This window comes from Paraburkholderia piptadeniae, from assembly GCF_900007165.1.
Classification (GTDB): Bacteria; Pseudomonadota; Gammaproteobacteria; order Burkholderiales; family Burkholderiaceae; genus Paraburkholderia; species Paraburkholderia piptadeniae.
The window spans coordinates 1-25030 of the sequence record NZ_CYGY02000213.1 but is presented as its reverse complement, the minus strand read 5'-3'; the positions used below and the strand labels follow the sequence as shown (position 1 = coordinate 25030).

General features: G+C 60.5%; 19 protein-coding genes and 8 pseudogenes. 22 read left to right on the top strand and 5 right to left on the bottom strand.

Annotated features, from left to right (window positions below):
* Positions 1-736 precede the first annotated feature (736 nt).
* Both BN2476_RS44745 and ectB read right to left on the bottom strand, forming a co-directional pair.
* Positions 737-1429 (bottom strand): annotated as a pseudogene (locus BN2476_RS44745) (IS6 family transposase).
* 114 nt (positions 1430-1543) lie between these two features.
* On the bottom strand, positions 1544-2812 hold the full coding sequence (ectB, locus tag BN2476_RS44740) for a diaminobutyrate--2-oxoglutarate transaminase (protein ID WP_087740473.1): 1269 nt from the start codon (positions 2810-2812) through the stop codon (positions 1544-1546).
* An 884-nt stretch (positions 2813-3696) separates the two neighbouring features.
* Between ectB and BN2476_RS44735 the strand changes: the two genes are divergently transcribed.
* From BN2476_RS44735 to BN2476_RS50085, 17 genes and pseudogenes are all read left to right on the top strand, one after another.
* Positions 3697-4815 carry a hydrogenase small subunit gene (locus BN2476_RS44735; RefSeq protein WP_087740472.1) on the top strand — a complete coding sequence of 373 codons (1119 nt, stop codon included), beginning with the start codon at positions 3697-3699 and terminating at the stop codon, positions 4813-4815.
* Complete coding sequence (locus BN2476_RS44730) at positions 4812-6602, top strand: nickel-dependent hydrogenase large subunit (RefSeq protein WP_087740471.1); 1791 nt, start codon at positions 4812-4814, stop codon at positions 6600-6602. The genes BN2476_RS44735 and BN2476_RS44730 overlap by 4 nt, the downstream gene beginning before the upstream one ends.
* Before the next feature lie 33 nt (positions 6603-6635).
* Positions 6636-7346, top strand: coding sequence for a Ni/Fe-hydrogenase, b-type cytochrome subunit (gene cybH, locus BN2476_RS44725; RefSeq protein WP_087740470.1), 711 nt, complete (start codon positions 6636-6638; stop codon positions 7344-7346).
* Between the two features lie 3 nt (positions 7347-7349).
* On the top strand, positions 7350-7994 hold the full coding sequence (gene hybD, locus BN2476_RS44720; protein WP_087740469.1) for a HyaD/HybD family hydrogenase maturation endopeptidase: 645 nt from the start codon (positions 7350-7352) through the stop codon (positions 7992-7994).
* Positions 7994-8302, top strand: a complete 309-nt coding sequence (locus BN2476_RS44715) for a HypC/HybG/HupF family hydrogenase formation chaperone (protein WP_087740468.1) — start codon at positions 7994-7996, stop codon at positions 8300-8302. Before hybD ends, BN2476_RS44715 begins: the two co-directional genes overlap by 1 nt.
* Complete coding sequence (locus tag BN2476_RS44710; RefSeq protein ID WP_087740467.1) at positions 8299-8742, top strand: thioredoxin domain-containing protein; 444 nt, start codon at positions 8299-8301, stop codon at positions 8740-8742. The genes BN2476_RS44715 and BN2476_RS44710 overlap by 4 nt, the downstream gene beginning before the upstream one ends.
* Positions 8739-9617: a hydrogenase expression/formation protein gene (locus tag BN2476_RS44705; RefSeq protein WP_087740466.1), complete on the top strand. Its 879-nt coding sequence runs from the start codon at positions 8739-8741 to the stop codon at positions 9615-9617. The genes BN2476_RS44710 and BN2476_RS44705 overlap by 4 nt, the downstream gene beginning before the upstream one ends.
* Positions 9617-9826 carry a rubredoxin gene (locus BN2476_RS49215; protein ID WP_227747261.1) on the top strand — a complete coding sequence of 70 codons (210 nt, stop codon included), beginning with the start codon at positions 9617-9619 and terminating at the stop codon, positions 9824-9826. The genes BN2476_RS44705 and BN2476_RS49215 overlap by 1 nt, the downstream gene beginning before the upstream one ends.
* Positions 9827-9830: 4 nt before the next feature.
* A complete protein-coding gene (gene hybE / locus BN2476_RS44700) occupies positions 9831-10343 on the top strand; it encodes a [NiFe]-hydrogenase assembly chaperone HybE (protein ID WP_227747260.1) in 513 nt (170 codons plus the stop codon).
* A complete protein-coding gene (locus BN2476_RS44695; protein WP_087740465.1) occupies positions 10340-11350 on the top strand; it encodes a HupK protein in 1011 nt (336 codons plus the stop codon). The genes hybE and BN2476_RS44695 overlap by 4 nt, the downstream gene beginning before the upstream one ends.
* A 1-nt stretch (position 11351) precedes the next feature.
* On the top strand, positions 11352-11684 hold the full coding sequence (locus BN2476_RS44690; RefSeq protein ID WP_152767468.1) for a hydrogenase maturation nickel metallochaperone HypA/HybF: 333 nt from the start codon (positions 11352-11354) through the stop codon (positions 11682-11684).
* A gap of 149 nt (positions 11685-11833) precedes the next feature.
* Positions 11834-12712 (top strand): hydrogenase nickel incorporation protein HypB, encoded by an 879-nt coding sequence (hypB, locus tag BN2476_RS44685; protein ID WP_087740463.1) that lies wholly within the window; start codon positions 11834-11836, stop codon positions 12710-12712.
* A complete protein-coding gene (hypF, locus tag BN2476_RS44680; protein WP_235851267.1) occupies positions 12678-15038 on the top strand; it encodes a carbamoyltransferase HypF in 2361 nt (786 codons plus the stop codon). The genes hypB and hypF overlap by 35 nt, the downstream gene beginning before the upstream one ends.
* A gap of 13 nt (positions 15039-15051) precedes the next feature.
* On the top strand, positions 15052-15318 hold the full coding sequence (locus BN2476_RS44675; RefSeq protein ID WP_087740462.1) for a HypC/HybG/HupF family hydrogenase formation chaperone: 267 nt from the start codon (positions 15052-15054) through the stop codon (positions 15316-15318).
* Positions 15315-16445, top strand: coding sequence for a hydrogenase formation protein HypD (gene hypD / locus BN2476_RS44670; protein WP_087740461.1), 1131 nt, complete (start codon positions 15315-15317; stop codon positions 16443-16445). The genes BN2476_RS44675 and hypD overlap by 4 nt, the downstream gene beginning before the upstream one ends.
* A complete protein-coding gene (gene hypE, locus BN2476_RS44665; protein ID WP_087740460.1) occupies positions 16442-17488 on the top strand; it encodes a hydrogenase expression/formation protein HypE in 1047 nt (348 codons plus the stop codon). Before hypD ends, hypE begins: the two co-directional genes overlap by 4 nt.
* 76 nt (positions 17489-17564) lie before the next feature.
* Positions 17565-17649, top strand: a pseudogene (locus BN2476_RS50085) (IS6 family transposase); the annotation flags it as partial.
* 21 nt (positions 17650-17670) lie between these two features.
* Here the strand turns inward: BN2476_RS50085 and BN2476_RS44660 are convergent.
* Positions 17671-17964 (bottom strand): annotated as a pseudogene (locus BN2476_RS44660) (IS110 family RNA-guided transposase); the annotation flags it as partial.
* Positions 17965-18066: 102 nt separating this feature from the next.
* The gene (locus BN2476_RS44655) at positions 18067-19464 is read right to left on the bottom strand and encodes a cytochrome c peroxidase (RefSeq protein WP_087740459.1); all 1398 of its coding nucleotides are present in this window, start codon (positions 19462-19464) and stop codon (positions 18067-18069) included.
* Between the two features lie 129 nt (positions 19465-19593).
* Here BN2476_RS44655 and BN2476_RS47545 point away from each other — a divergent pair.
* The 3 pseudogenes from BN2476_RS47545 to BN2476_RS44640 form a co-directional block, all read left to right on the top strand.
* Positions 19594-19747: pseudogene (locus tag BN2476_RS47545) on the top strand (IS6 family transposase); the annotation flags it as partial.
* A 693-nt stretch (positions 19748-20440) separates the two neighbouring features.
* Positions 20441-21177: pseudogene (locus BN2476_RS44645) on the top strand (IS6 family transposase).
* A gap of 56 nt (positions 21178-21233) precedes the next feature.
* A pseudogene (locus tag BN2476_RS44640) lies at positions 21234-21938 on the top strand (IS6 family transposase).
* A 71-nt stretch (positions 21939-22009) separates the two neighbouring features.
* On the opposite strand, the gene BN2476_RS44635 reads toward BN2476_RS44640, so the two are convergent.
* Positions 22010-23026 (bottom strand): 1-aminocyclopropane-1-carboxylate deaminase, encoded by a 1017-nt coding sequence (locus BN2476_RS44635; protein ID WP_087740457.1) that lies wholly within the window; start codon positions 23024-23026, stop codon positions 22010-22012.
* Between the two features lie 274 nt (positions 23027-23300).
* Here BN2476_RS44635 and BN2476_RS46300 point away from each other — a divergent pair.
* Positions 23301-23903, top strand: a pseudogene (locus tag BN2476_RS46300) (IS21 family transposase); the annotation flags it as partial.
* A gap of 162 nt (positions 23904-24065) precedes the next feature.
* A pseudogene (istA, locus tag BN2476_RS44620) lies at positions 24066-24812 on the top strand (IS21 family transposase); the annotation flags it as partial.
* Between the last annotated feature and the right edge of the window lie 218 nt (positions 24813-25030).

Below are 25030 nucleotides of genomic sequence, written 5' to 3'. Positions count from 1 at the left end.
ACTAATGGGTGTCGCAATAGCGTACGTGAGACTCAGACTTATCGTTTCTGAGTCGCTGCCGCCGCTTGAAATGGAATGCCCCCCGCAAGGTGGAAGGATGGCGTAGCTCGGACAGGGGTTAAAGATAGGAGCGGGTTCTCACTGCCGACGGCATCGGATGTGCCAAAGTACCAGTCTCGAAATGTATCACCCGAGACGGAGAACCCCGATGAAGCTTGCCGCAGTCGGCGTAGATGTTGCAAAACGCGTGTTTCGATTGCACTGGGTAGAAGCGGAAACCATCGGCTGGGGGCGGCGCAGCCTGTAACGTCGACGGTGGATTCGTCTGATATCCGTGGGTTGGCTCCCCACACTACAGAGTTCCGTGTTGTGAACCTGCCGTGCTCTGTGTCCGAGAGTCTGCCGTGGTGGAGGCTGTCTCGCAGTATCTTGGCGGATTGTTCGCGGACCGTGCAGCGCACGTCTTCAGCAGACTGTTGTTCCTCCGCTGATTGTGCAATGTTGCCGTGATCAGCGAGTGTGCGATTGAGGCTGGGTCGGGAGTGCAGTCATTCGCGGGGATCCCACGCGAATGCGGCCACTTCCCGGCTATCGCGGTAACGGAGACGTTGAGATGCTTGCCACGGGCGACCAGCGTGCGATACTCCTTGCACAGCCGCAACTGTGCATCCTACGCGCGATGGTTTTGTCGCGGCAATGGCAAGTTGGCGGACAAACGGAAGTTAAGCGGGATTGCTTATGCTTCCGGCGAGTAAAACTGCTCGTCATGAGTGTATCCGACGCCACGGTTTTCCATTTGGCCCTTGGTGATCATGTGCATGATCTCGATGCCACTCAACAGAATGCGAGCACAACGAAAATCCTTGAAGCCGAGCACGGGCCGGAGGCGTCGCTTGATCGCTCGCTGATCTTGCAACTTTATTCAGATACTTGTTCTGCCGAATCTTGATCGGTGTTTCCCGCTCCGCGTTGAGAGCATCCGGCGCGGCCAGATTCGCGCCGCTTTTATCAATTGTCACCGTCTCGGGCCCGCAGTTTTGGTCGATGGACTTTCCGAAATAGCGCCGCGCCGCAGCCTTTCACGATGGGCACGCAGCGGAAAATCCACGGTGTTCTCCTCTTTGTCGACCGCGCAATACAAATACTTCCACTGGCTTCGGACCTTGGTATGCGTTTCATCCATTCGCCAGCTCCGCCAGACGGCTCGCTTGTTGCGGCGAAACGCCTTTTCCAGAAGCGGCAACACTTTGATGGTCGAGCGGTGCCCGGTTGAATGATCGACCGAGATTCCGCGCTCCGCCATCATCTCTTCGAAGTGTCGAAGGCTCAGCGGATACGCCACATATCAGCGGACACACGTCAGGATCACATCGGGCGGATAGTGCAAACGCTTGAGCACCCGTACCAAAGTTGGATTCAGAGTCGTCATCGAGTGTCCGACCGTTCGTATTATCATGACACATGATACCCGACGCTTATCGCGACAAAGCCCGAAGACTGCCCACAACCATCTTCAAACCGGCGGCCGCGCAGGAACGAACACCTATCCGAGCACGTTGTCGATGCTGCTTCTCAGTATCTGCATTGCTTCCTCGATCTGATCACCGGTCGTCACCAGCGGACAAAGACACTTTATTACCTGGCCGGAATGGCCGGATGTTTCGATGATTAGCCCCTGTCGGAACGCCTCGGCAGTAATCTTGGTTGCCAAGGCGCCTGATTGAACGTCAATGCCGCGCATCAGTCCGAGCCCGCGTTCCTCGGCCTCAACTTGACGATATCGCAATAAGTCTATCAGCCCGAGAAAGCCTTCCCTAACTATTTCTCCTTTCCGCCGGACCTCGTCTGCGAAAGCATCGTCCGACCAAAAGTATTCCAGTGCCTTCGCCCCGGTAATCATGGCCGCATTGTTTCCGCGGAACGTACCGTTGTATTCCCCTGCCTCCCACTGATCATGCTCAGGGCGAATCAAGACCTGCGAGAAAGGCAATCCAAATCCTGACAGCGATTTCGAGTTGGTCACGAGATCCGGCACCACCCCAGCGTGCTCGAAGCTGAAGAACCGGCCGGTCCGACCGCACCCCGCCTGGATGTCGTCGATGATCAACAGGATGTCTTGATCTCGGCAGACCGTCTCCAGCTCTTGCAGCCACGCCGGAGAAGCGACATTGATTCCACCTTCTCCCTGCACCACTTCAACGATAACAGCTGCTGGGTAGTCCAGACCGCTGGAGCAATCGCTCAGGCATTTTTTGAAATACCTCAGGGTATCGACACCTTTGCCAAAATAATTGTCGAATGGCATGAACGCGTTGCCCACGGACGGCAAACCGGCTGCGCTCCGAAACTTCGCATTTCCGGTGAGGGCGAGCGAACCCATGGTTATGCCGTGGAAGCCGTTGGTGAACGAAACAATGGTACTTCGTTTCTTTATCTTCCGAGCTAAGCGAATGGCGGCTTCGACCGCGTTGGTGCCAGTGGGCCCTGTCAGATGCACCTTGTAGTCAAGTCCACGAGCCTTCAATATCAGACGGTCGAAGGTGTCGAGATAAGCGTATTTTGCTGCAGTCCAAAGGTCCAGTGAATGAACGATGTTGTCACCCAGAAAATACTCGATGATCGACTCCTTCAGAGCCGGATGGTTGTGCCCGTAGTTAAGCGCTCCCGCGCCTGCTAAGAAATCGATATAGCGTCGGCCATCGACCGAGTAGATCTCCGCACCTCGCGCCTTGCAGAATACGACTGGGAAAGCGCGCGAATAGGTGCGGACATTGGATTCTAGCTCGGTTAGCTTCTCAATCATGTGCTCCATGAATTCTCCTGCATAACACTGCATTGGATTTTTATCTGCGTCTAGCCACTCCCTTGGCCTCATCTTTCCGCAAACCAAGCCGGAGGATGTCGTGCCGTTCCGGGCGCCATAGACGAGTGACGAATTTATAACCGCGGCTGGCCTGCAACCACAGCATGTGGAGATTCGCGCGCAAAGGAGACACGAGCGAGCTAACGGTGTCCCACGAGAGGGATGCTCATGCCTCTCGTATGTGCGATGTCAGGAACGTACGGCGCCGATCCAATGTGCCCAGCGCGTCGAAGCAAACGCAACGCGGTGCAATTTACCTCGTACTCCGGTTTCAATAAACGGTTCATTTGTGCTCCACATAGGCCATCATGATGCGTTCCATTCTGGCGTTAGCTCCGTTGTGTTCTAGCCTGGCGATACCGGCGTCATTGGCTTCTCGTAGATACAAGGATCGGCACGATACATTTCATGAGATTCATGGCATCTACAGTTGTTGCGAGAGCGGGTTCACGGCTTGTGTGGCAAAAGCCGTACCCGAACGTGACGAAGTCGCTAGACATACCGTTCAATAGGACTTAGTCAGAAGTGCTACACGGCACTGGTGTTGGCCATTTGCAAGTAATGCGTTCGTTTTGTCGGGAAACGGACATTTGTCAGCCCGGCGCAATTTCTCAACAAATATCCGCCAACTTTCCGCCTACCGGTAACTTACGAGGGTTCGGACCGGCATGGCCCGAAAGCTGCTTAGAGTCGGTCTGCGGACTGGGCCTGATCAGCGTGTGGAACAACAGGAACAGATCAATGACAACTCCGACCTCCAATAGTTGCAACCGTGTAGCTCTGTGGTCCGCAATGATCTTCCCTACTGGAAATTTATCGGCAAAGGGGGCGGTTTGGAAAGCTTTTACGATGTCATGCGAAGTCATGGGGCGACGCGGCGCAGTTTCCTCAAGTTTTGCAGTTTGACCGCCACGGCGCTAGGGCTCGGTTCGTCGTTCATCCCTCGTATCGCGCACGCATTGGAAACGAAACCACGGACCCCGGTAATCTGGCTGCATGGCCTCGAATGCACGTGCTGCACAGAATCGTTCATCCGCTCCTCTCACCCACTTGCGAAGGACGCGATCTTCTCGATGATTTCGCTCGATTACGACGACACGATTATGGCGGCGGCCGGCATACAGGCCGAAGCAATCCTGAACGACATCATGAGCCGCTACAAGGGCAACTATATCGTCGCCGTCGAGGGCAATCCGCCACTGAACGAAGACGGCATGTTCTGCTTTCCTGGCGGCGAGCCGTTCATCGAAAAGCTCAAGCGTGTATCCGCGGACGCGAAAGCGGTGATCGCGTGGGGTGCCTGCGCATCATGGGGCTGCGTGCAGGCAGCAAAGCCTAACCCGACTCGCGCAACACCGATCGCCGGCGTGATTCTCGACAAGCCGATCATCAAGGTGCCAGGTTGTCCACCGATTCCCGAGGTAATGGCTGCGATCATCACCTACGTGGTTACGTTCGACCGTATCCCGCCGCTCGACCGTCAGGGGCGACCTAAGATGTTCTACGGGCAGCGCATTCATGACAAGTGCTATCGCCGGCCTCACTTCGACGCGGGCCAGTTCGTCGAGAACTGGGACGACGAGGGTGCACGCAAGGGTTATTGCCTGTACAAGATGGGTTGCAAGGGACCGACCACTTACAACGCGTGCTCGACAGTGCGCTGGAACGACAGCGTATCGTTCCCGATCCAGTCGGGCCACGGCTGTCTTGGCTGCTCGGAGAACGGCTTCTGGGACAAGGGCTCGTTCTACGACCGGGTCGTCGACATTAACCAGTTCGGCGTTGAATCGAATGCCGACCGTATCGGTCTGGCGGTGGTGGGTGCAGCTGGCGCGGCAATCGCGGCGCATGCAGTCGTCAGCGCGATCAAGAGTTCAGTGGTCAAGATGCAGGACCTGAAATCGCTCGGCGAAGCACATAATAAAGCAGCACAAGAGGAAAATCGCCAATGAGCTATCAGACTCAGGGCTTCACACTCGACAACACCGGGCGTCGTGTTGTCGTCGATCCGATAACGCGGATCGAGGGGCACATGCGTTGCGAGGTCAATCTCGACAGCAACAACGTCATTACGAACGCGGTCTCCACTGGCACGATGTGGCGCGGCTTGGAGGTCATCCTGAAAGGCCGCGATCCGCGCGACGCGTGGGCGTTCGTCGAGCGTATCTGCGGCGTGTGCACCGGCGCGCACGCGCTGACATCAGTGCGCGCGGTCGAGAACGCACTGAACATCCCGATACCCGACAATGCGAACCTGATCCGCAACCTGATGCAGGCAACGCTGTGGGCGCACGACCACCTCGTCCACTTCTATCATCTTCATGCGCTCGATTGGGTCGATGTGGTGTCGGCGCTGCAGGCCGATACGAAGCGCACCTCGGAGCTTGCGCAAAGCATCTCCGACTGGCCGCTGTCGTCACCCGGCTATTTCCGTGATCTGCAGTCGCGGCTGAAGCGCTTTATCGAGTCTGGCCAGCTTGGCCCGTTCCGCAATGGTTACTGGGGTCATCCGGCGTACAGGCTACCGCCGGATGCTAATCTGATGGCGGTTGCCCATTACCTCGAAGCACTCGACTTCCAGAAGGACATCGTCAAGGTCCATACGGTGTTCGGAGGCAAGAACCCGCACCCGAACTGGCTCGTCGGGGGCATGCCCTGTGCGATCAACATCGACGACGTGGGGGCGGTCGGCGCAATCAACATGGAGCGTCTGAATCTCGTTTCTCGAATCATCGATGAGACGATCAAGTTCTGCGATCAGGTGTATCTGCCGGACGTGACCGCAATCGCCAGTTTCTACAAGGACTGGGGTTCGATCGGTGGCGGATTGTCCTCGCAATCTGTGTTGTCGTACGGCGACTTCCCCGACCACGCAAACGACTACAGTGCCCAAAGTCTGCTCGCGCCGCGCGGCGCGGTGATCAACGGCAACTTCAACGAGATCCACGATGTGGACCTCTGCAATCCCGATGAAATCCAAGAGTTCGTCGCACACTCTTGGTACCGCTATCCCGAGGGCACGCACGGCCTGCACCCGTATGACGGTCAGACCGAACCGCACTTCGAGCTCGGCCAGGCGACCCGGGGAAGTAAAACGAGGATCGAGCAGATTGACGAGTCGGGCAAGTACTCGTGGATCAAGGCACCGCGCTGGCGTGGTCACCCGATGGAGGTCGGTCCGCTTGCGCGTTACCTGATCGGCTATCATCAGAACCGCACGGACATCCGCGAGCCGGTCGATGCCCTCCTCCGACGGCTCGACATGCCGCTCGCCGCGCTGAACTCGACGCTCGGCCGCACCGCGGCCCGTGCGCTCGAAGGTCAGTGGGCCGCGTACAAAATGAAGTACTTCTTCGATCGGCTGATGGCCAACATAAAGGCCGGTGACACATCGACGGCAAATGTCGACAAATGGCAGCCGTCGACATGGCCGTCGACCATACGCGGAGTGGGTTTCACCGAAGCACCACGTGGCGCGCTGGGCCACTGGCTGAAGATCCGCGACACGAAGATCGACAGCTATCAATGCATTGTGCCGACCACGTGGAACGGCAGTCCTCGCGATGAAGTGGGGCGGATTGGCGCATTCGAGGCGAGCCTGATTCAGACGAAGATGGCCCGTCCCGACGAGCCCCTGGAGATCCTGCGCACGCTGCACAGCTTCGATCCATGTCTTGCGTGCTCCACCCATGTCATCGGACCTGCCGGCGAAGAACTGGTCAACGTCACGGTGCGCTGAGACGGCCAGGCAACGATGTTTAGGAACCAGCATATGAAAACCTATGGTTTTGACGGCAACGCCCCTTCGCAGCTCGACAGCAGGCGGATTACGTCGGTCTATGTGTATGAGGCGCCGGTGCGGCTATGGCATTGGTTAACGGTCCTGTCGGTGATAGTGCTCTGCAGTACTGGATATTTCGTCGGAAAGCCGCTTCCGACGCTGTCGGGCGAAACCGATGCTCATTTCCTGATGGGTTATATCCGCTTTGGGCACTTCTGCGCGGGCTATGTACTCGCGGTCGGCCTGATCTTCCGCGTTTGCTTCGCGTTCCTCGGCAACGCGTTCGCGCGGGAGATTTTTATCGTGCCCGTCTGGGATACCCAGTGGTGGCGAGAGCTGCTCTACGAATTGCGCTGGTATCTGTTCCTTGCACGCTATCCGTGCAAGTATGTCGGCCACAATCCGCTCGGCCAGAGCGCGATGTTTGGCTTTTTTATTGTGGCTATATTGACGAGCGTCAGCGGCTTTGCCCTGTACGGCGAGGGTCTTGGCAATGATAGTTGGGCCGCTCGCCTGCTCGGTTGGACGATCGCGGCGCTCGGCGGAAACAGCCTGTCGTTGCACAGCTGGCACCGGCTCGGCATGTGGAGCATCGTGCTGTTCGTGATGATTCACGTCTATGCTGCAATTCGCGAAGACGTCATGTCGAAACAATGCATGATCTCCACGATGGTCAGCGGCTTCCGGATGTTCAAGAACTGACCCATGGAAACAACGACGGCACACTCCCTGCCCCATATCGTCGTGCTCGGCATCGGCAACGTGCTGTGGGCGGACGAAGGCTTCGGTGTTCGGGCGGTGGAACGACTCAACGCGCTTTGGCAATGGCCGGAGCATGTGGAGCTGGTGGATGGCGGTACGCAGGGGCTCGCGTTACTGCCGTTCGTTGAATCGGCGGACCGGCTCATCGTGTTTGATGCAGTCGATTTCGGTCTGGAGCCGGGCACGCTCGCCGTGCGGGAAGGCGACGCGGTACCCGCCTGCCTGAGCGCCCGCAAGATGAGTTTGCATCAGGCCGGCTTTTCGGATGTGCTCGCCTGCGCGCAGCTCAAAGGCAACTACCCCGACGATCTGGTGCTGATCGGTGTTCAGCCGGTCGAACTAGATGATTTCGGCGGCAGTCTGCGTCTAGCCGTCCGTGCCCAGATCGAGCCCGCCATAGCGGTGGCGGGCGAATGGCTGCGACGCTGGGGTGCATTCCCCGTTACGCACGCTGACCGCGATGCGCCAGTTTCGTCGTTGAACGCCAACGGTCTTGCGCTGTCCCGCTATGAGGGCGAACGTCCGTCGCCGCAAAGCGCGAACCGGCACGGCGACACGCGCTTCTGGCATCCTTCGGAGCCGTGCTGATGTGCGTCGGTATTCCTGCGCGCGTGCGACGCGCCAACGGTCTGCGCGCGCAATGCGAAAGCCGCAACGGACCTTGCATGGTCGACCTGTCGCTCACGGGACCGCTTGCTCCCAATACGTGGGTGTTGACGTTCCTCGGCGTGGCGCGCGAGGTAATTGATGAGGCGCGTGCACGCGACATCGAATCGGCCCTCGCCTCGCTCGATGCGATCGCCCACGGCGAAAGCGGTCTTGACGCCTACTTTGCAGATCTGGTCGATCGCGAGCCAGAATTGCCAACACATTTACGCGAGAACATTACGCAATGACAACACAGGGCACATCCGCCGCGTCGACGCTCGAGTGCCTGCGCGAACTTCTGCTCAAACAGGGCTTTCTGGAACTGCAGAACCATACGTTCGACAGCGTTGCCGTCGGCGCCCGAACTCTCGTCGTGCTTCCGCTCGGCAATCCGGCACGGCATCCCGAATTTCTCGACCTGACGGTGGTCCTGCCCGAAATAGTGCGCCAGTTCGGGCCAGACTCGTTCCGCGCGGCCTTTGCCATCCCGCCGGCAAGCGCAGCGATCGCGAATCGCTTTGGCGTGCTGCGTCACCCGGCGCTGATATTCCTGCGTGAAAGGTGCTACCTTGGCGCGATCGAAGGACTGCGCGACCGGCAGGATTATCTGCAGTGCTTTACACGCATGCGCACTGAGCTGCCCCAGCCGGTACCGATCCAACTCTCCGTGTACGGAGCCCGATCATGAGCCGCCCGTTCCCTGTTTCGATCATGACGGCGGCTGGTCCCGGCTCGCAGCCCGAACCCGATGACTGGTCGTGCCTGCCGCTGCCCTCCACGAGCGAAATCTGGCGCACGACGGCTACGCCTGAGCACGGCGCGGGTGACGTGCTGGCGCTGTTGCGCGCCATGGTCGCCGTGCTTGATCGAAATCCGTCGCCCGCGCACCCGCTCGTCTTCCGGGTCAGCACACTTGGTGCCGACGCGCATCGACTGCTCGCTCAGATCATGGGCGAAGGCGAGGTGTCGGCGCAGGTTGTGTCGAGTCGCGGAGCACGAGCCGACGCCGGTGCGCTCGTCCGCATTCAGGAATGCCGGTATCCGGGCATCTGGCGGGTCATCGTCGACAGCGCGAACGGCGTGCGCATCGACGACCGGATCGAAATCGGCGCGATTCCGGCCGCGATCCTCAACGAAGCGCGCCACAGCGGCACGACGCAAGGCACAATCCCGGACACGTCGGGCCACAACTTGACGAACGCGCCGTTCATCGCCAGCGAAATCGTTGCGGCCCAAGCCAGGGCTGTCAGCTGGCACGGCGCGGGCAGTCACGTCATCAACTTCAGCCTGTTACCCGTCACGCCCGCGGACGTCGCATGGCTCGACAACATGTTGGGCGCGGGTACTGTCGGTATCTTCTCGACTGGCTACGGCAAGTGCACGGTCATCGCCACCACTTGGCGTCACGTGTGGCGTGTGCGCTATTTCGACGGATCGAACAAGGTTCTGCTGGACACACTCGATATTGCCCTGATTCCCGAGATGGTCATAGCGTCAGCCGAGGATCTTATGGACTCGCTGCGGCATCTGCGCGAAATCGTGAAATGGCTGGAGGAGGACTGATGTTCGAAGGGAGCTATCTCGGCGGCGACCATGTGCTGCAAGCGCATCGCCGGCTCGAATGCAAGATCGACTGGTGGGTCTACGATCCCGCACAGGGCGCTCCCATCTGGAACGTTTCGCCCGGCTCGCCGCTCGCCGATCTGCCCAAATACTGGAAATACCCGGTATGCGATGGCCCGCACGATCAGTTCATGATAGTGCCAGACTGAAGCCATGGCGCCCACAGCATCGTCTTTCAGCGCCGACCTGACGCACCGAATCGAAGGCGCGTTCGAGCAGATAGCACAGACCCGCATGTGCGACCTGCCCTTTCTGAATTCGCGCCTGAGTGTCGCTGCGGTGGCTTTTCGTCCGTGGCAGTCGAGCTGGATCGGCGTGCTCGTAACGCCGTGGGGCATCAATCTACTGCAATTGCCGACGTCTGATGCACCGTTTCCGCCGACGCGCGCCGACGCCGTGACCGAAGTCGCCCTGCCGGGCGGGATTATGCCGTTCATGCCGGCGCGGCTCGATACGCTCGGCGAGTTCCGGATGTGCTCGCTTTTTTCACCTGCGCGACAATTTGCCGATCAGGAGACTGCGCTCGTAACCGCTTGGGAAACGATGCGGCTGCTATTCGAGCCGGAGAGCGTGGCACAGCCGAAGGTGGGTTCCGACGGTTCTGCACAAGTACACCCGGATCGTCCCGACCGGTTCCGGCGACGTCTGTTTGGATTGCAGCCGTGACACCCTTGCAAGTTCCGGTTCTGACACTCACGCTCGACGGTGACAACGAAGGCGTGCACTCGGTAGTCGGCCGGTGGTCGCCCGTGCCCGTCGAGCGTTTGCTGATCGGCCGGGATGCGTCTGACACCCGGGCTGTAGTCGGCGCGATGCTCGTGCTATGCCGTCATGCGCAATGCGCAGCATCGGCGCGCGCGCTCGCGGCCCCACAACCCACCATTTCGCCGGTCGCGACGAACGACGAACAGATCGAACTCGAAGCTGCACGCGAAACGCTGCGGCGCTGGCTAATCGATTTTCCGGGAGTGTTCGGCGGAACATGGTCAAGCGACGTGATCGCCCAATGGGCGGGACTCGGTTCGCGGGCGCGCATCGCCGATTTCTGCGAGCGCCAAGTATTCGGCATGCCTGCCGCCAGGTGGCTAGCGCTGTCGAAGTCCGATCTCGCCAACTGGGCTGCAGGTACCGGGACGCTACCGGCGCGCTGGCTGAACGGCCTGCAAAAACAGGCCGCACGGCCCGTTTCGATCCGGCCGGCAAACGTGCTGCGCAGCGTGCGCAAAAATGCTGCAGAAATGCTGCTCGCCCGCGATGCAGGCGCATTGGAGGTGTCCGGGCCAGCTTGGCCCGCCCATGCGGACCTCTGGAGCGATCCGGAGACGGCACCGGATCTCGCTAGCGGATTGATGAGCACACGATTGCGCCATCTCGCACTGCTTTGCGCGAATCGCGCGAGTGCTGCAGCGGGCGGCCTGCGGTGCGGCGACATCAGCATCGGCTGGGCGCGCTGTGCTCGGGGTGTGCTCGTGCATCTCGCACGCCTCGAAGAAGGTAAGGTCGCCGCGTACCGAATCGTACCGCCAACCTGGTGGAACTTTGGCCGCGCAAACCTGCTAGCGGCCGCTCTTCGCGGCCTGCCTTGGGAAGCGGCGCAACCGCTCGCACAACGTCTCGTGCTATTGCTCGACCCATGCGCACCCTACCGGATCGAGGTGAACCGCCGTGCATGAGATGTCCGTTGCGGAAGGCATCCGGGACGTGATCGAGGACGAGGCGCGTCGGCATCAGTATCGGTGCGTCCGCGAAATTGCGTTGGAGGTCGGGCAGCTTGCAAACGTCGATACCCGGGCGCTGCGTTTCGCACTCGATGTCGCACTGCGCGGCTCCCTCGCCAATGGCAGTGTCGTCACGATTCACGAGCCACCCGGCCACGCATGGTGCATGCGTTGCGGCGACACGGTGGAGCTGCGGCGGCGCGGCGACGGTTGCCCCGCCTGCGGCAGCTATCAGCTCGCGGTGACGGATGGGGACCAGATGCGCATCGTCGGCATGGTCGTCGACTGACGCGCCCGGCACGACGGCTGGTGCCTTGCGGGATAGAAGTGACGCGAGGCTTTGGTTCAACCGGTTGCGCACTCCGGAGCGCAACCCGCGAAACCATTGGAGTTCCTTATGACCTGCGCGACGGCGCGCCAAGAACGGAGGACAACATTATGTGTACGACTTGCGGATGCGCTTCATCCGAACCCCAGGTCGAGGACGACTGTTCGTGGACGACGCTCCATTCCTACGAGCACGATCAGGCGCACTTGCACGCCGCTGGCCGCGTGCACACTCACGACCACACGCAAGGCGGCGGCCACGCGCATCCGCACGGGACCCATGGGCGTCACATCCAGCTGGAGCGCGACATCCTGCACGAGAACAACCATCATGCGGGCGCGAATCGCGAGCGCCTGCGCCAACGTGGCGTATTCGCGTTGAACCTTGTATCGAGCCCGGGATCCGGCAAGACGTCACTGCTGGTGCGCACGGTGTCGGCTCTCAAGGGCACCCTGCCCGTCGCCGTAATCGAAGGCGACCAGCAGACCGCCAACGACGCCGAGCGCGTTCGCGCGGCCGGCGCGCCCGCCGTGCAGATCAACACCGGCAAGGGATGCCATCTCGACGCGCACATGGTCGGTCACGCGCTGGACCGGTTGCCGCAGAATGAGGGCGGCTTGTTGCTGATCGAGAACGTCGGCAACCTCGTTTGTCCCGCTTCTTTCGATCTGGGCGAAGCGCACAAGGTTGTCGTCCTGTCGGTGACTGAAGGCGAAGACAAGCCGCTCAAGTACCCGGACATGTTCGCCGCCGCTCGGCTGATGCTGCTGAACAAGACGGATCTGCTGCCACATCTTGACTTCGATGTGAATAAGGCGTGCGGCTGCGCACGACGCGTCAATCCTTCGATCAAGATCTTCTGCGTATCGGCCCGCACGGGCGAAGGCTTCGAACATTGGCTCGACTGGATTCGCGCCGGCTGCGCCAGCGCAGAGGCAGTTGCCGGACCGAAGAGTGCCGGGGGCACGTCGCATTGTGATCGAGCGTGAGCGAATAGAGGTCAGCGGCATCGTGCGAGGCGTCGGATTCCGTCCGTTCGTCTGGCGGCTGGCGCGACACTTCAACCCGAGCGGCGAGGTCTGCAACGGAACGAATGGCGTGCAGATCGACATACAGGGTAAACGGCGCAATCTGGACGCTTTCCGCGCCGCGTTGGCGGAGCAACCACCGCCGCTCGCCCGCATCGACGCAGTGCGCCGGACTGCAGGCACGCCCAGTCCGGGAATGAGCGACTTTCGCATCGCGGAAAGCATCGAAGATGCGACGGCTCAAAGCTGTATTCCTGCCGATTCCGCCCCCTGCGATATGTGTCTCGACGAGCTTTTCACTGAAGGTGGCCGGCGCTGGCGATACCCCTTCATCTGCTGTACCAACTGCGGTCCGCGCTATACGCTGATACACCGCACGCCGTACGGCCGTGCGCATACCAGCATGACCGCTTTTGCGCTGTGCGAGCGTTGCGCGGCAGAATACAGTGATCCTACTGACCGGCGCTTTCATGCGGAAACGATGGCCTGCACGGAATGCGGGCCCACGCTGCGCTTCAGACGGCTAGATGCGCGTGGTTATGCGGCCCCCCACAGCGGTTCGCCCATGGGTCCGGTCGCGCAGGCATGGGCCACCATCGCGCGCGGCGAAATCGTTGCCGTCAAGGGGCTCGGCGGCTTCCAGTTGATATGCGATGCGACGAATCCGGCCGCCGTGGAGCGGCTGCGCGAGCGCAAGCGTCGGCCGACCAAACCGCTTGCGCTGCTGGCGCCGAACGTGGCGTCGGCCGCACAATGGGTGGACTTGGGCGATGCGTCGAATGCGGAACTGCTCGCTTCGGCGGCCCGCCCGATCGTCGTCTTGCGACGTCGCGACGGGGCGACGCTGACAGGCGTGGCGCCGGGCCTGAACCGGCTCGGACTGATGCTGCCCAGCACGCCGATCCAGTACCTGTTGTTTCATCAGGCGCAGTGCCAGCCGCCCGGCACCCGCTGGCTCGGCGAAGCCCAGCCGACGATACTCGTTGCCACCAGCGCGAACCTGTCCGGCGAACCATTGCTGAGCGATCCCGGCGACGCGGGCGAGGCGCTCGCCGACATCGCCGATGCGGTGCCCGATCACGACCGTGAAATCGTTTCCCATTGCGACGACAGCGTGGTACTCGCCGCGCATCCGTTGCCTGCGATAATGCTCCGCCGCGCACGCGGCTATGTGCCCAAACCCGTGCCCCTGCCAACGGACGGCCCGTCGGTGCTCGCGCTTGGCGCGCAGATGAAAAGCACCGTGACGCTCACCGGCGGAAGGCTCGCGTACGTGTCGCCATATCTTGGCGACCTTCGTAGCCTTGGCGTCTGCGAGTTGCTCGAAGAGACCGTCAATCGCCATGTCTTTCGCATGCACGTCGCACCGGCCGCCATCGCCTGTGATCTTCAGCCCGATCTCTATTCGACCCGCCTCGCCGAAACATTGGCCGATCGCTGGAACGTCCCTTTGCTACGCATCCAGCACCATCATGCACATGTTGCCGCCGTACTCGCCGAGAACGGTCACGCCGATCCTGCGCTGGGTCTCGCGCTCGACGGTTTCGGTTGGGGCGACGACAGCAATGCATGGGGCGGCGAACTCCTGTTTGTCGAAGGCGGCCGTGCGCGGCGGCTCGGTCATCTGAGTCCACTCCCTTTGCCGGGCGCGGACGCCACCGCCCGCGCGTCGTGGCGCATGGCGACCGCGCTGCGGCACTCGCTCGAACCCGGCACGCGCCGGCTCCCGCCCGCCATCGACGCGAACACTGCGCGGCTCTATCAACAGATCGAACGCGGCTTCAACTGCCCGGTCACGACGAGCCGCGGTCGCTGGTTCGACGCCATCGCGGGACTCGCCGGCATCTGCCCGACGAAGCGCCATGAGAGCGAAGCGGCCATGAAGCTCGAAGCGCTCGTGCGCCCGGCTGACTCGCATGCGGACAGTTGGCGCATCGACGGCCTGAATCTCGATCTGCTGCCGCTCGCGCGCCGGCTCGCCGCCCTGCGCGATCCCGTGGAAATGGCCAGTCGCTGGCACGTAACGCTCGCTACCGCGCTTGCCGACTGGCTGCGCCACGCGATGCGCGCCACCGGCATCGATACGATCACGGTCGGTGGTGGCTGCTGCGCGAATCTCGCGCTGATGTCCGGCTTGCGAGAAGCCCTGCACGACGTGCGTTGCACGCTGCTGCAGGCCTGTAGTCTGCCGCCAGGCTACGGTGCACTCAGCTACGGCCAAGCGTGGGCCGCAATCCAGCGATTACAGTCCGATACTGTCCTGACACCGGAGGACCGTCCGAAATGAAAGGAGTTCGATCATGTGTCTAGCCATACCCGTCGAAGTCGTCGAACTGCAGCCGGGCGAAAGGGCCCGCGTCAGCGTCGACGGTGTAACGCGCGAAATCTCGCTCGCGCTCGTCGAGAACGTCGCGTCCGGCGACTTCGTACTGCTACATGTCGGCTATGCGATCGGCACGCTTGACCGGGCCGAGGCCGACGCAACGCTCGCGCAGCTCGCCGCGCTCGCCGCTTCGTGTGACGCTGACGCAGCAGCGAGCGACGCATCCAGAGGAAACCCAGCGTGAAATACGTCGACGATTTTCGTAATAGCGACCTCGCACGTCAGATCGCGAGGCGTATTCATGCCGCCGTTGAGCCGGAACGACGCTATCGTCTGATGGAATTCTGTGGCGGCCACACGCACGCTATCGCACGATATGGCTTAACGGCATTGTTGCCGCCCTGCGTCGAGCTGATTCACGGCCCCGGCTGTCCGGTGTGTGTCCTGCCGGTCGGTCGTATCGACAGCGCGATAGAGCTCGCACTCGAACATCGCGTCACGCTTTGCACCTATGGCGACACGCTACGGGTGCCCGCGTCGCGCCAGATGAGCCTGTACAAGGCGCGGGCGGAAGGCGCCGACGTGCGCGTCGTCTATTCGAGCGCCGATACGCTGACATTGGCGCGCGATCGACCCGACCGGCAGGTCGTGTTCTTCGGCATCGGCTTCGAGACGACCACGCCTGCGACGGCCGTCGCGCTTCTGGCCGCGCAGGCCCAGCAGCTTGAGAACTTCACTGTGTTCAGCAACCACGTGCTCACGCCGGCCGCGATGCAACATCTGCTTGCCGACGATGATGCGAATCTCGATGGCTTCATCGGCCCGTCGCACGTCAGCACGATCATCGGCATAGCACCTTATCGCGTGATCGCGCGTGACTATCGCAAGCCTGTGGTCATCACCGGTTTCGAACCGCTCGACGTGCTGCAAGCCGTGCTCATGCTCGTCACACAGATCAACGAAGACCGCGCGGATGCTGAGAACCAGTTCACGCGTGCTGTCACCGAACAGGGCAACCTGAAGGCACAGGCGCTAGTCGCGCAGACATTCGAGCTACGTAACGATTTCGAATGGCGCGGACTCGGGCTCGTGCCCGATAGCGCACTCGCGATCCGCGCTCCGTTTGCGCAATGGGACGCGGAAAAGCGCTTCAACCTGTCCACTCAGCCGGTCGCTGACGTGAAGGCCTGCCAGTGCGGCCATATCCTGCGTGGCCACGGCAAGCCAACTGACTGCAAGGTCTTTGGCACGGCGTGCACGCCCGCGGCACCACTTGGCGCCTGCATGGTTTCGAGCGAAGGTGCCTGCGCAGCACACTATCAGTATGCCCGCTTCAACGATGCAGCCGCGGCCGGATGTGTTCACCTATGAAACACCCCATCTTTCATGGTCGCCCTCTCGACCTCAAACACGGCCGCATCGACCTGACGCATGGCGCCGGCGGCCGCGCCAGCGCACAACTGGTCAACGATGTATTTGCCCCGGCGTTTGATAACGCCTGGCTCGCGCAGGGCAACGACCAGGCCATCATGCCGCCTGTTGCCGGACGGTTAGCGATGAGTACCGACTGCCACGTCGTTGCCCCGCTGTTCTTTCCCGGCGGTGACATCGGAGTACTTGCTGTCAACGGCACAGTCAACGACCTCGCCGTCGGCGGCGCGCAGCCGCGCTACCTGAGCGCCGGATTCATTCTCGAAGAAGGCCTGCCACTGGACGATCTCGTGCGCATCGTCCAATCAATGGCGCGGGCTGCACGCGACGCTGGCGTGCAGATCGTCACAGGCGACACGAAAGTCGTCGAACGCGGCAAGGCTGATGGACTGTTCATTACGACAGCGGGCGTCGGCGTCGTACCACAAGGCGTCGAGTTGGATGGCGGCAACGCGCGGCCAGGCGATGCCATCCTGCTGTCCGGACATCTTGCCGAGCACGGTCTCGCCGTGCTGTCGCAACGCGAAAACATAGGCTTTGACAGCAGCATCGTGTCGGATTGCGCTGCGCTAAACGGTTTGACCGAGCAACTGCTCGAAACGTGCCCGTCGCTGCGACTGATGCGCGATCCGACGCGTGGTGGCCTTGGGAATGCGCTCAATGAAATCTGCCAGCAATCGGGTTTCAGTATGCGCATCTGGGAAGAGGCGCTACCCATACGAACAACTGTGCGGGCGGCCTGCGAGTTCTTCGGCCTTGACCCGCTGTACATTGCGAACGAGGGCAAGCTAATCGCCGTATGTGCGAGGCAGGACGCGCCCGCACTCGTCGATGCGATGCGCGCTCATCCGCTAGGCCAAGATGCCGCGCTGATCGGCGAAGTAACGGATGATGCGCGCGGCCTCGTGAGAATGCAGACTTCGTTCGGCGGCGAACGGCTCGTTGACTGGTTGAACGGTGAGGTGCTACCCCGCATCTGTTGATGGAAAAAGGGCTCTGGTGCAAATAGCGCCAAGCGAATCGGTTAATGTGTCGGGCTGAACGAATTGCGAGCCGACGATGAGCAAGCTGAAGAGCCAGGACGAACTGTTCGCAGGCCGTCACGTTGACCGCGATATGATCACTCTGTGTGCGCTGGTACCTGCTTGCAGGCTCGCGGGATCNNGATCCCGCGAGCCTGCAAGGCACGATAGATCCAGAACGCGTCCTGGCCCGCCTCGTAGCTTACGACGATCCGTAGTTCGGCTGGCAACGCCCATTTCTACCGGTGCTGTTCAATCAGCGACAGCACCGCCTGCAGGCGGGATGCGGCCTGTGGCTGAGTCGCTGTATGCACGGCCGGCTGATCGCGGCGGCGGCCTTCATGTAGCGCAACTTTCCACTTCGCCATTGCCAGCTCGAGCGACACCGCCAGTACAACTTCCTCGGCGCATGGCCTGGAGACCTGTTGTGCGTGCATGATGCCCTCCTGTGAGCAAGCGTTGACAAGCTGATTTTACGGGTCGGCTCGCCGACCTTCCTGCTACATATGTCTAGCGCATTTGCCAGAGCGTTACAGGGGTCAGCCGCGGTCGTAGTGGGTCGCGACGGATTGACGCGTACCCGTTAGGGTCTTCAGGAAGGCTACGATTGCGTTGACATCCGAGTCCGATAATTGCTTACCGACCTGATACGTCGCCATGTCGCGCACAGCTTCGTGCAGATCGGTACGGCTGCCGTCGTGAAAATATGGCGCGGTCAGCTCCACGTTGCGCAGCGTCGGCGTCTTGAACGCGTGGCGATCGAGCGGGTCTTTCGTAACGTTCGCCCGGCCGTTGTCCGCGGTGAAGGCGTAGCCCCGCGCGGCGAAGTAGTCGGCCGCGAGGCCCATTCGCTCGAACGACTGCCCGCCCAGATTCTTGCCAACATGGCAGGTCGCGCAATGGTTTGCCTTGAATAACTGGTAGCCGCGCAGTTCCTCGCTATTCAGCGCATGCCTGTCGCCGCGCAGGTAAGCATCGAAGCGACTCGGCGTTAGCAGTGTCGTCTCATATTCGGCGATCGCGTCTGTGATGTTCGCGCCCGACCAACCGTCCCGGTACACCGTCAAGAACTGTTGCGTCAGCGACGAGTCCTGTTTCAGCTTATCGATGATCTCACTCCACGACCTAGACGCCATTTCGACCGGATTCAGCGGTGGGCCGCCCGCCTGTTCCTGCAGCGTGGCCGCGCGACCGTCCCAGAACTGCTTGTCGTTGAGCGCTGCGTTGAACACCGTCGGCGCGTTGACAACGCCAAACTGTCCGCCCACGCCGGACGAAACCTTCTTTCCGTCTACGCCCCCACTCGACAGCGTGTGGCAACTCGCACACGATATCGTGTTGTCCGCCGATAGTCGGACATCGTTGAAGAGCTCCCTTCCAAGCGCGACCTTACCCGCGTCGGTCGGCAAGGAATCTGGCAACGGTTGCACCGGCTCGTTAGCGAACTCCGGTGCAACGCCGCGCGTCGCATATGCGCTGTGGCGCTGTGACGCGATCCAGTCGAGAAGCGCGCGTTGATCGTCGGCCCTCAGTCCTGTTGTCCAGTGTACGAGGCGGAACAGCTTTGGTGGCATGGTGCGTTCGTTCACAATGGTTTCCAGCTTCGCAAGATCGGCTTCGGGAGCTGGCATGCCGCTTTCGAGCGCCGCGTACAGGCTGTCGATGCGGAAGTAGGCGAGTCCAGTTTGCCTGTCGTGTTCCGCTAGCTGACGAATGCCTGGTAGCGCGGCATAGTTGGGCAGGACAGCTTTCGTCGAATGGCAGTAGTAGCATGCGTTTCGATCTAACACGTCGCGGATGCCGAACGCTTGTGAGGATACGACCGGCCTCGCGGCCGCTCTTTCCGCATAGTCCTTGTCATGTACATACGCGATACTGCTGATACCGAGATAGCCAACTAGCACGACGGCGATCGACGCGATCAGAAGTTTCTTCACTTGCTCTCCTGTTTCGATTTTGAACGGAATTCGTTAACGTCTACTTCGGACAGGTGATATCGGCTGTCGAGCGACGACGCGCCGGCCAAACAGAAGGCACAGCAATTGAACATTACGTAAGTCAAGAGGCTGCAATATCCGCTTGATCCAATCCGTCCCTGCGTGCGCTCGCACGTTGCGTATCCGCTCAGTCTGCGTCAGACTCGAGCAGATATTGGCCGAGCCAGGAATTTCGGTTGATCATTCGACAGTGCATCGCTGGGCGCTCAAACTGTTGCTGGTGCGGGCCCGCCGTGAGGAAGTGATCTACGGTTTGTTGAATGATCCACCACGACGCCTCGTTTCTTCGGGGATTCGCGGCTTTAGCACATAAGACATGTAGCGCCATAATCAGGCGCTCATTGCTCTCGCCCGACGACGCTGCGACGTGCTGTTCGCCATGCTGCGCGACGGCACCCTCTACCAACCAAAATCTGACCCCTACTGCTTAACAACGATCTCTATCAGTTGTTTCATCCGTCGAACCTCGTCGCGAGCCGAATCAGATATGAGCCCCCCAAAACCTCAACGCGACAACATCCTCGCCGCATGCGTGACGGACAGATGCTAACCGCAGCTCATGCCTGATACAAGCGGATATTGATTAAATTCGCATAAGGGAAATTTATGTTAATTTGAAGAGCAAAAAAATGAGCCAATTGTTGGGACTCTCACCCTTGATATAAATCAATTTAATTTCCTATTTATAAGTAGATAAAATAGGATGATGCTTTATTTTGCCTGACAGATGAGGTTGATTTGATGAGCTTAACGATTTATCGGACAGCGAGGATGCTTACAGCAAGACAGGTTGGAATTTTTTAGCTTTCTCTGATTGTAGTCGGGTTTTATGGTCGCGGTGACTCGAACGGTAGCTCAGGCACCGATGCTATGGCACTGGCAGGCTGCTGGAGAGAGGTGTCGGTAGAATGAAGCAATGAAGAAGACGAAATCGCTTTATCATGGGCCATCGCTTCCCTGCTGTCGTTATCAATTGTGCCGTTCGCTGGTACTAACTTCCGGTTCAATCTGAGCCTGCTCGACATCGAGGCTTTGTTGCTCAAGCGTGGTATCGTGGTCACGTACGAAACGATCCGTGGCTGGTGCGACAAGTTCGGAGCTGGATTTGCACAGTGCGCCAAAGCGGTGCCGCGGAAGCCAGGCAGCACTTGGCATTTGGATGAGATGTTCGTGACCCTGCGCGGCGAGCCGTACCTGTTGTGGCGCGGGGTCGACGAGCATTGCGCCGAACTCGACGTGTTGGGGTAAAAGCGTCGCGACAAGGCCGCAGCGAAGTGCTTCTTTCGGCGGGTGCTGCGCTCGAAACCGGTGCCGTGTAGAATCGTTACCGACCAGCTACGCAGTTATCCGGCCACAAAGGCCGATATACCTGAGCTCGCACAGGTGATCCACATTTTCGTCAAAGCGGCTGCACGCGTGAACAACCGCGCCGAGAACAGGCACCAACCGACCCGTAGGCGCGAACGCCAGGTGTGTGGCTTTCGCGATGCACGTCGTACGCAGGCATTTCTTTCATGCTTCGGCCCGATCCGTCACCCCTTCGCGCTTCCCAGACATCAGATGAACGCTGCACGTCATCGCGTCATACTCAAAGAACGCCTCGGCACATGGCATAGTTGGACTGTCTCTTCCGCAGTCGATGACGCTATCTGATAAGGATCACTATTTTTTCGCCAAACAGTTAGTCTACAGGCACCAACGCCCTTCGAATGGTTGTATCCGCTGTGTGCCACACCGGTGCCCGCGCTCATCAACAGGGCGTCGACGGCGCGATGAAGAGCGTCGAGGTGCGCGGGCCGTTGCGCGCCAATAACGGTTCTGTCGCGCTAAGACGTCGAGATAAAATTGTCGCCTGGGCATGGAAGACGAATAAGATGGCGAAGACACGGAAAGCGGCACGCGAGGTATCCCGCCGTTACAAGGGGGCGGTCGGGAAGAGCTGGCGCATGGACGAGACCTATATAAAGGTTGGCGGCCAGTGGAAGTATTTGTACCGTGCGGTGGATAAGGCCGGTAACACGGCTGACTTCTTGCTGCGCGCCGGGCGCGACAAGGTTGCCGCCCGGCGCTTCTTCGAGCAGGCGATCGCGAGCAGGCGATCGCGAGCAATGGCGGACCTGAGACTGTTACCATTCACAAGCGCGGCGCGAACCGGGCCACGCTCGAAGCCCTGAACGCCCAAATGGGAAACGCCCATCTGGATCCGGCAGATCAAGTACCTGAACAAAATCCTGGAGCAGGACCATCGAGCAATCAAGCGCATCATCAGTCCTATGACGGGCTTTAATGATTTCCGTTGCGCGCGCATCATCCTGTCCGGCATTGAGTTAGTGCACATGATTCGCAAAGGGCAGATGAAAGACAACAGGCTTGTCAAAACTGTTGTCGGCCAGTTCTATTCTCTGATGCCATAAGCAACCTACTCATATAGAACCACGATCGCCTCGGCCTTCTTATTGCGAAAGAGCCAACCCGCTTAACCCTCTCAACCGTCACGGAAAATAAAGCTATACGCGCTCAACGCCGGCACACCGCCCAGATGCGCGTACAGCACGCGGGAGCCGGCCGGAAATTCGCCGTTGCGCACCTTGTCGATCATGCCGTGCATCGACTTTCCCTCGTACACCGGATCGGTCAGCATCCCTTCGAGTCGCGCGCACAGACGGATCGCTTCGAGCGTGCCGTCGTTCGGTAGGCCGTATTCCGGGCCGCCGTAGCGCGCGTCGAGCACGATGTCCTTCACGGTGATGTCGCGTCCCAGCTCGACGCTTTCGGCGGTCCGCTTCGCGATGCGCGTGATTTGCTCACGCGTCTGCGCCGGTTTCGCTGACGCGTCGATACCGATCACCCGGTTGGCGCGGCCGTCGGCGGCGAAACCGACGACCATGCCCGCCTGGGTGCTGCCAGTGACCGAGCACACGACGATGTAGTCGAATTTGAAGCCCAGTTCGGCTTCCTGCTGACGCACCTCCTCGGCGAAGCCGACAAAGCCGAGCCCGCCTAGCGGATGATCCGAGCAGCCGGCCGGAATCGCGTACGGCTTGCCGCCGGTCGCGCGCACGCTGTCGAGTGCGTCTTCCCAGCTCTTGCGAATGCCGATGTCGAAGCCGTCGGGCACGAGCCGCACATCGGCGCCCATGATGCGCGACATCTGGATGTTGCCGACGCGGTCGTACACGGCGTCGTAGTAGTTGACCCAGTTCTCCTGCACGAGCACGCATTTCAGGCCTAGGTGAGCGGCCACCGCCGCGACCTGGCGCGTCTGGTTCGACTGGATGCCGCCGATCGACACGAGCGTATCGCAGCCTTGCGCGAGCGCATCGGGGATCAGGTATTCGAGCTTGCGCGTCTTGTTGCCGCCGAACGCGAGGCCGCTATTGCAGTCCTCGCGTTTAGCATACAGCTCAACCTTGCCGCCGAGATGCTGCGAGAGCCGCTTGAGCGACTGGATCGGCGTCGGTCCGAAGGTGAGCGGGTAGCGGGGGAATCGTTGCAGGTTCATCGCGGCTCCGTGATGAGTGATTTTCGTGAGTTCATGGTATGAGGACAGTTCAAAAAATGTGACTCCGCTCGTTTAAATATGTTCCAGCAGACGAGCGAGCAAGAAAATTTGAAGAATTGGACCGCGACAATCATGTTGGCCGGTGTAGCGGCAAAGGTTTTGGCCGGTGGGGAGGAGTCGGAGGCGGCGTAGCCGCCGGAGACTTCTCCCCACCGGCGGCGCCGAGTCGGCTGGGCTCTACGATGGCTGATCGAATAAGAAAGCGATCAGCTACATGTCTGGAACCCGCATTACCGACCAACAGGTTCGCCTCTACATGTCCAAACGCAAACATCACTCGCAGGAGATTGCCGCCGCCAAGGCCGGCATCAGTGTCCGCAGCGCCCGGCGCATAGAACGGGACACCGTACTGCCATCACAGAAACCACGTCGTTACTGGCGTTCCCGTCCCGATCCCTTCGCCGACGTCTGGGATACTGAAGTCGTTCCGATGCTCGCGAACGCGCCGCAACTTCAGGCGGTCACGATCCTGCGCAAGCTGCAGGACGATCATCCCGGGGAGTATCCCGACAGCACACGCCGCACACTCGAGCGACGCGTGCGGCACTGGCGGGCGACGTCCGGCCCACCGAAGGAAGTCTTCTTCCCGCAGTTGCATGAGCCCGGCGCACGCGGCCTGTCCGACTTTACCGACATGGCTGAACTGCGAGTGACGATCGCTGGCGTGCCATTCGAACACCGGCTGTACCACTTCGTGCTCGCGTTCTCGCGCTGGGAATACGCCAATGTTGTTGAAGGTGGCGAGAGCTTCGAAGCACTGTCCATGGGATTGCAAAACGCACTATGGCAGGCCGGGGGATGTCCGCGCGAGCATCGCTGGGCGGCGACAATTATCTTGGCCGGTCGTTGACGATTGTTTTGGCCGGTGGTGAGGAGTCGCAGGCGGCGTAGCCGCCGGAGACGACGAGCCACCGGCAGCGCTGCGTCGGCGGGGCTTTAGGATGGGCTGATCGAAGCTTAAAGAAGAAGCGGTCAGCTCATGTCTGGAACCCGCATCACCGACCAACAGGTTCGTCTCTACATGAACAAGCGCAAACACCATCCGCAAGAAGTCGCGGCCGCCAAGACGGGCATCAGCGTGCGTACGGCACGCCGCATCGAACGCGATGCAACGTTGCCATCCCAGAAGCCACGGCATTCGTGGCGGACCCGTCCCGATCCGTTCGCCGAGGTCTGGGATAGCGAAGTCGTGCCGTTGCTGCGCAACGCACCCCACCTGATGGGCATCACGGTCCTGCGTAAGCTGCAGGATGATCACCCGGATCGTTATCCCGATAGCATGCGGCGTACGCTGGAGCGGCGTATTCGCCAGTGGCGCGCTCTCGAGGGCCCTACCCAAGAGGTGTTCTTCCCGCAGGAGCACCAGCCCGGCGTGCGTGGACTGTCGGACTTCACAGATATGAGCAAGCTGTGCGTGACGATCGGCGGCGCCCCGTTTGGCCACCGGCTGTATCACTTCGTGCTGGCGTTCTCACGCTGGGAGTATGCGAACGTGGTTGAGGGTGGTGAGAGTTTCGAAGCCCTCACGACCGGATTGCAGAACGCTCTATGGCAGGCGGGAGGTTGCCCGCGCGAACATCGCACGGACAGCCTGTCGGCCGCCTTCAGGAACCTGACCGAACAGGAGGACTTCACGACGCGTTACGCAGCTCTGCTCGATCATTACGGCATGGAGGGCACGCGTAACAATCGTGGTCTGGGTCACGAGTATGGTGCGGTAAAAAATATGTGCTGCTCGATAAAGAACTAGGCCAAGGCAGTACCTTTGTGGAAAGCGAACAGCACATATTATTCGCTACAAGGTGCGGAGGAAGGTCATCAGGTCGGGCTGATCCCGCCATTGCTTTTGGCCTTCGGCACCGCCTTCCACTTCGCATGTCGCCAGTGCCTGTGCCTTTGTTTCCAGATTGATCTCGGCGTAGATGTTGGTCGTCTCCAACGAAA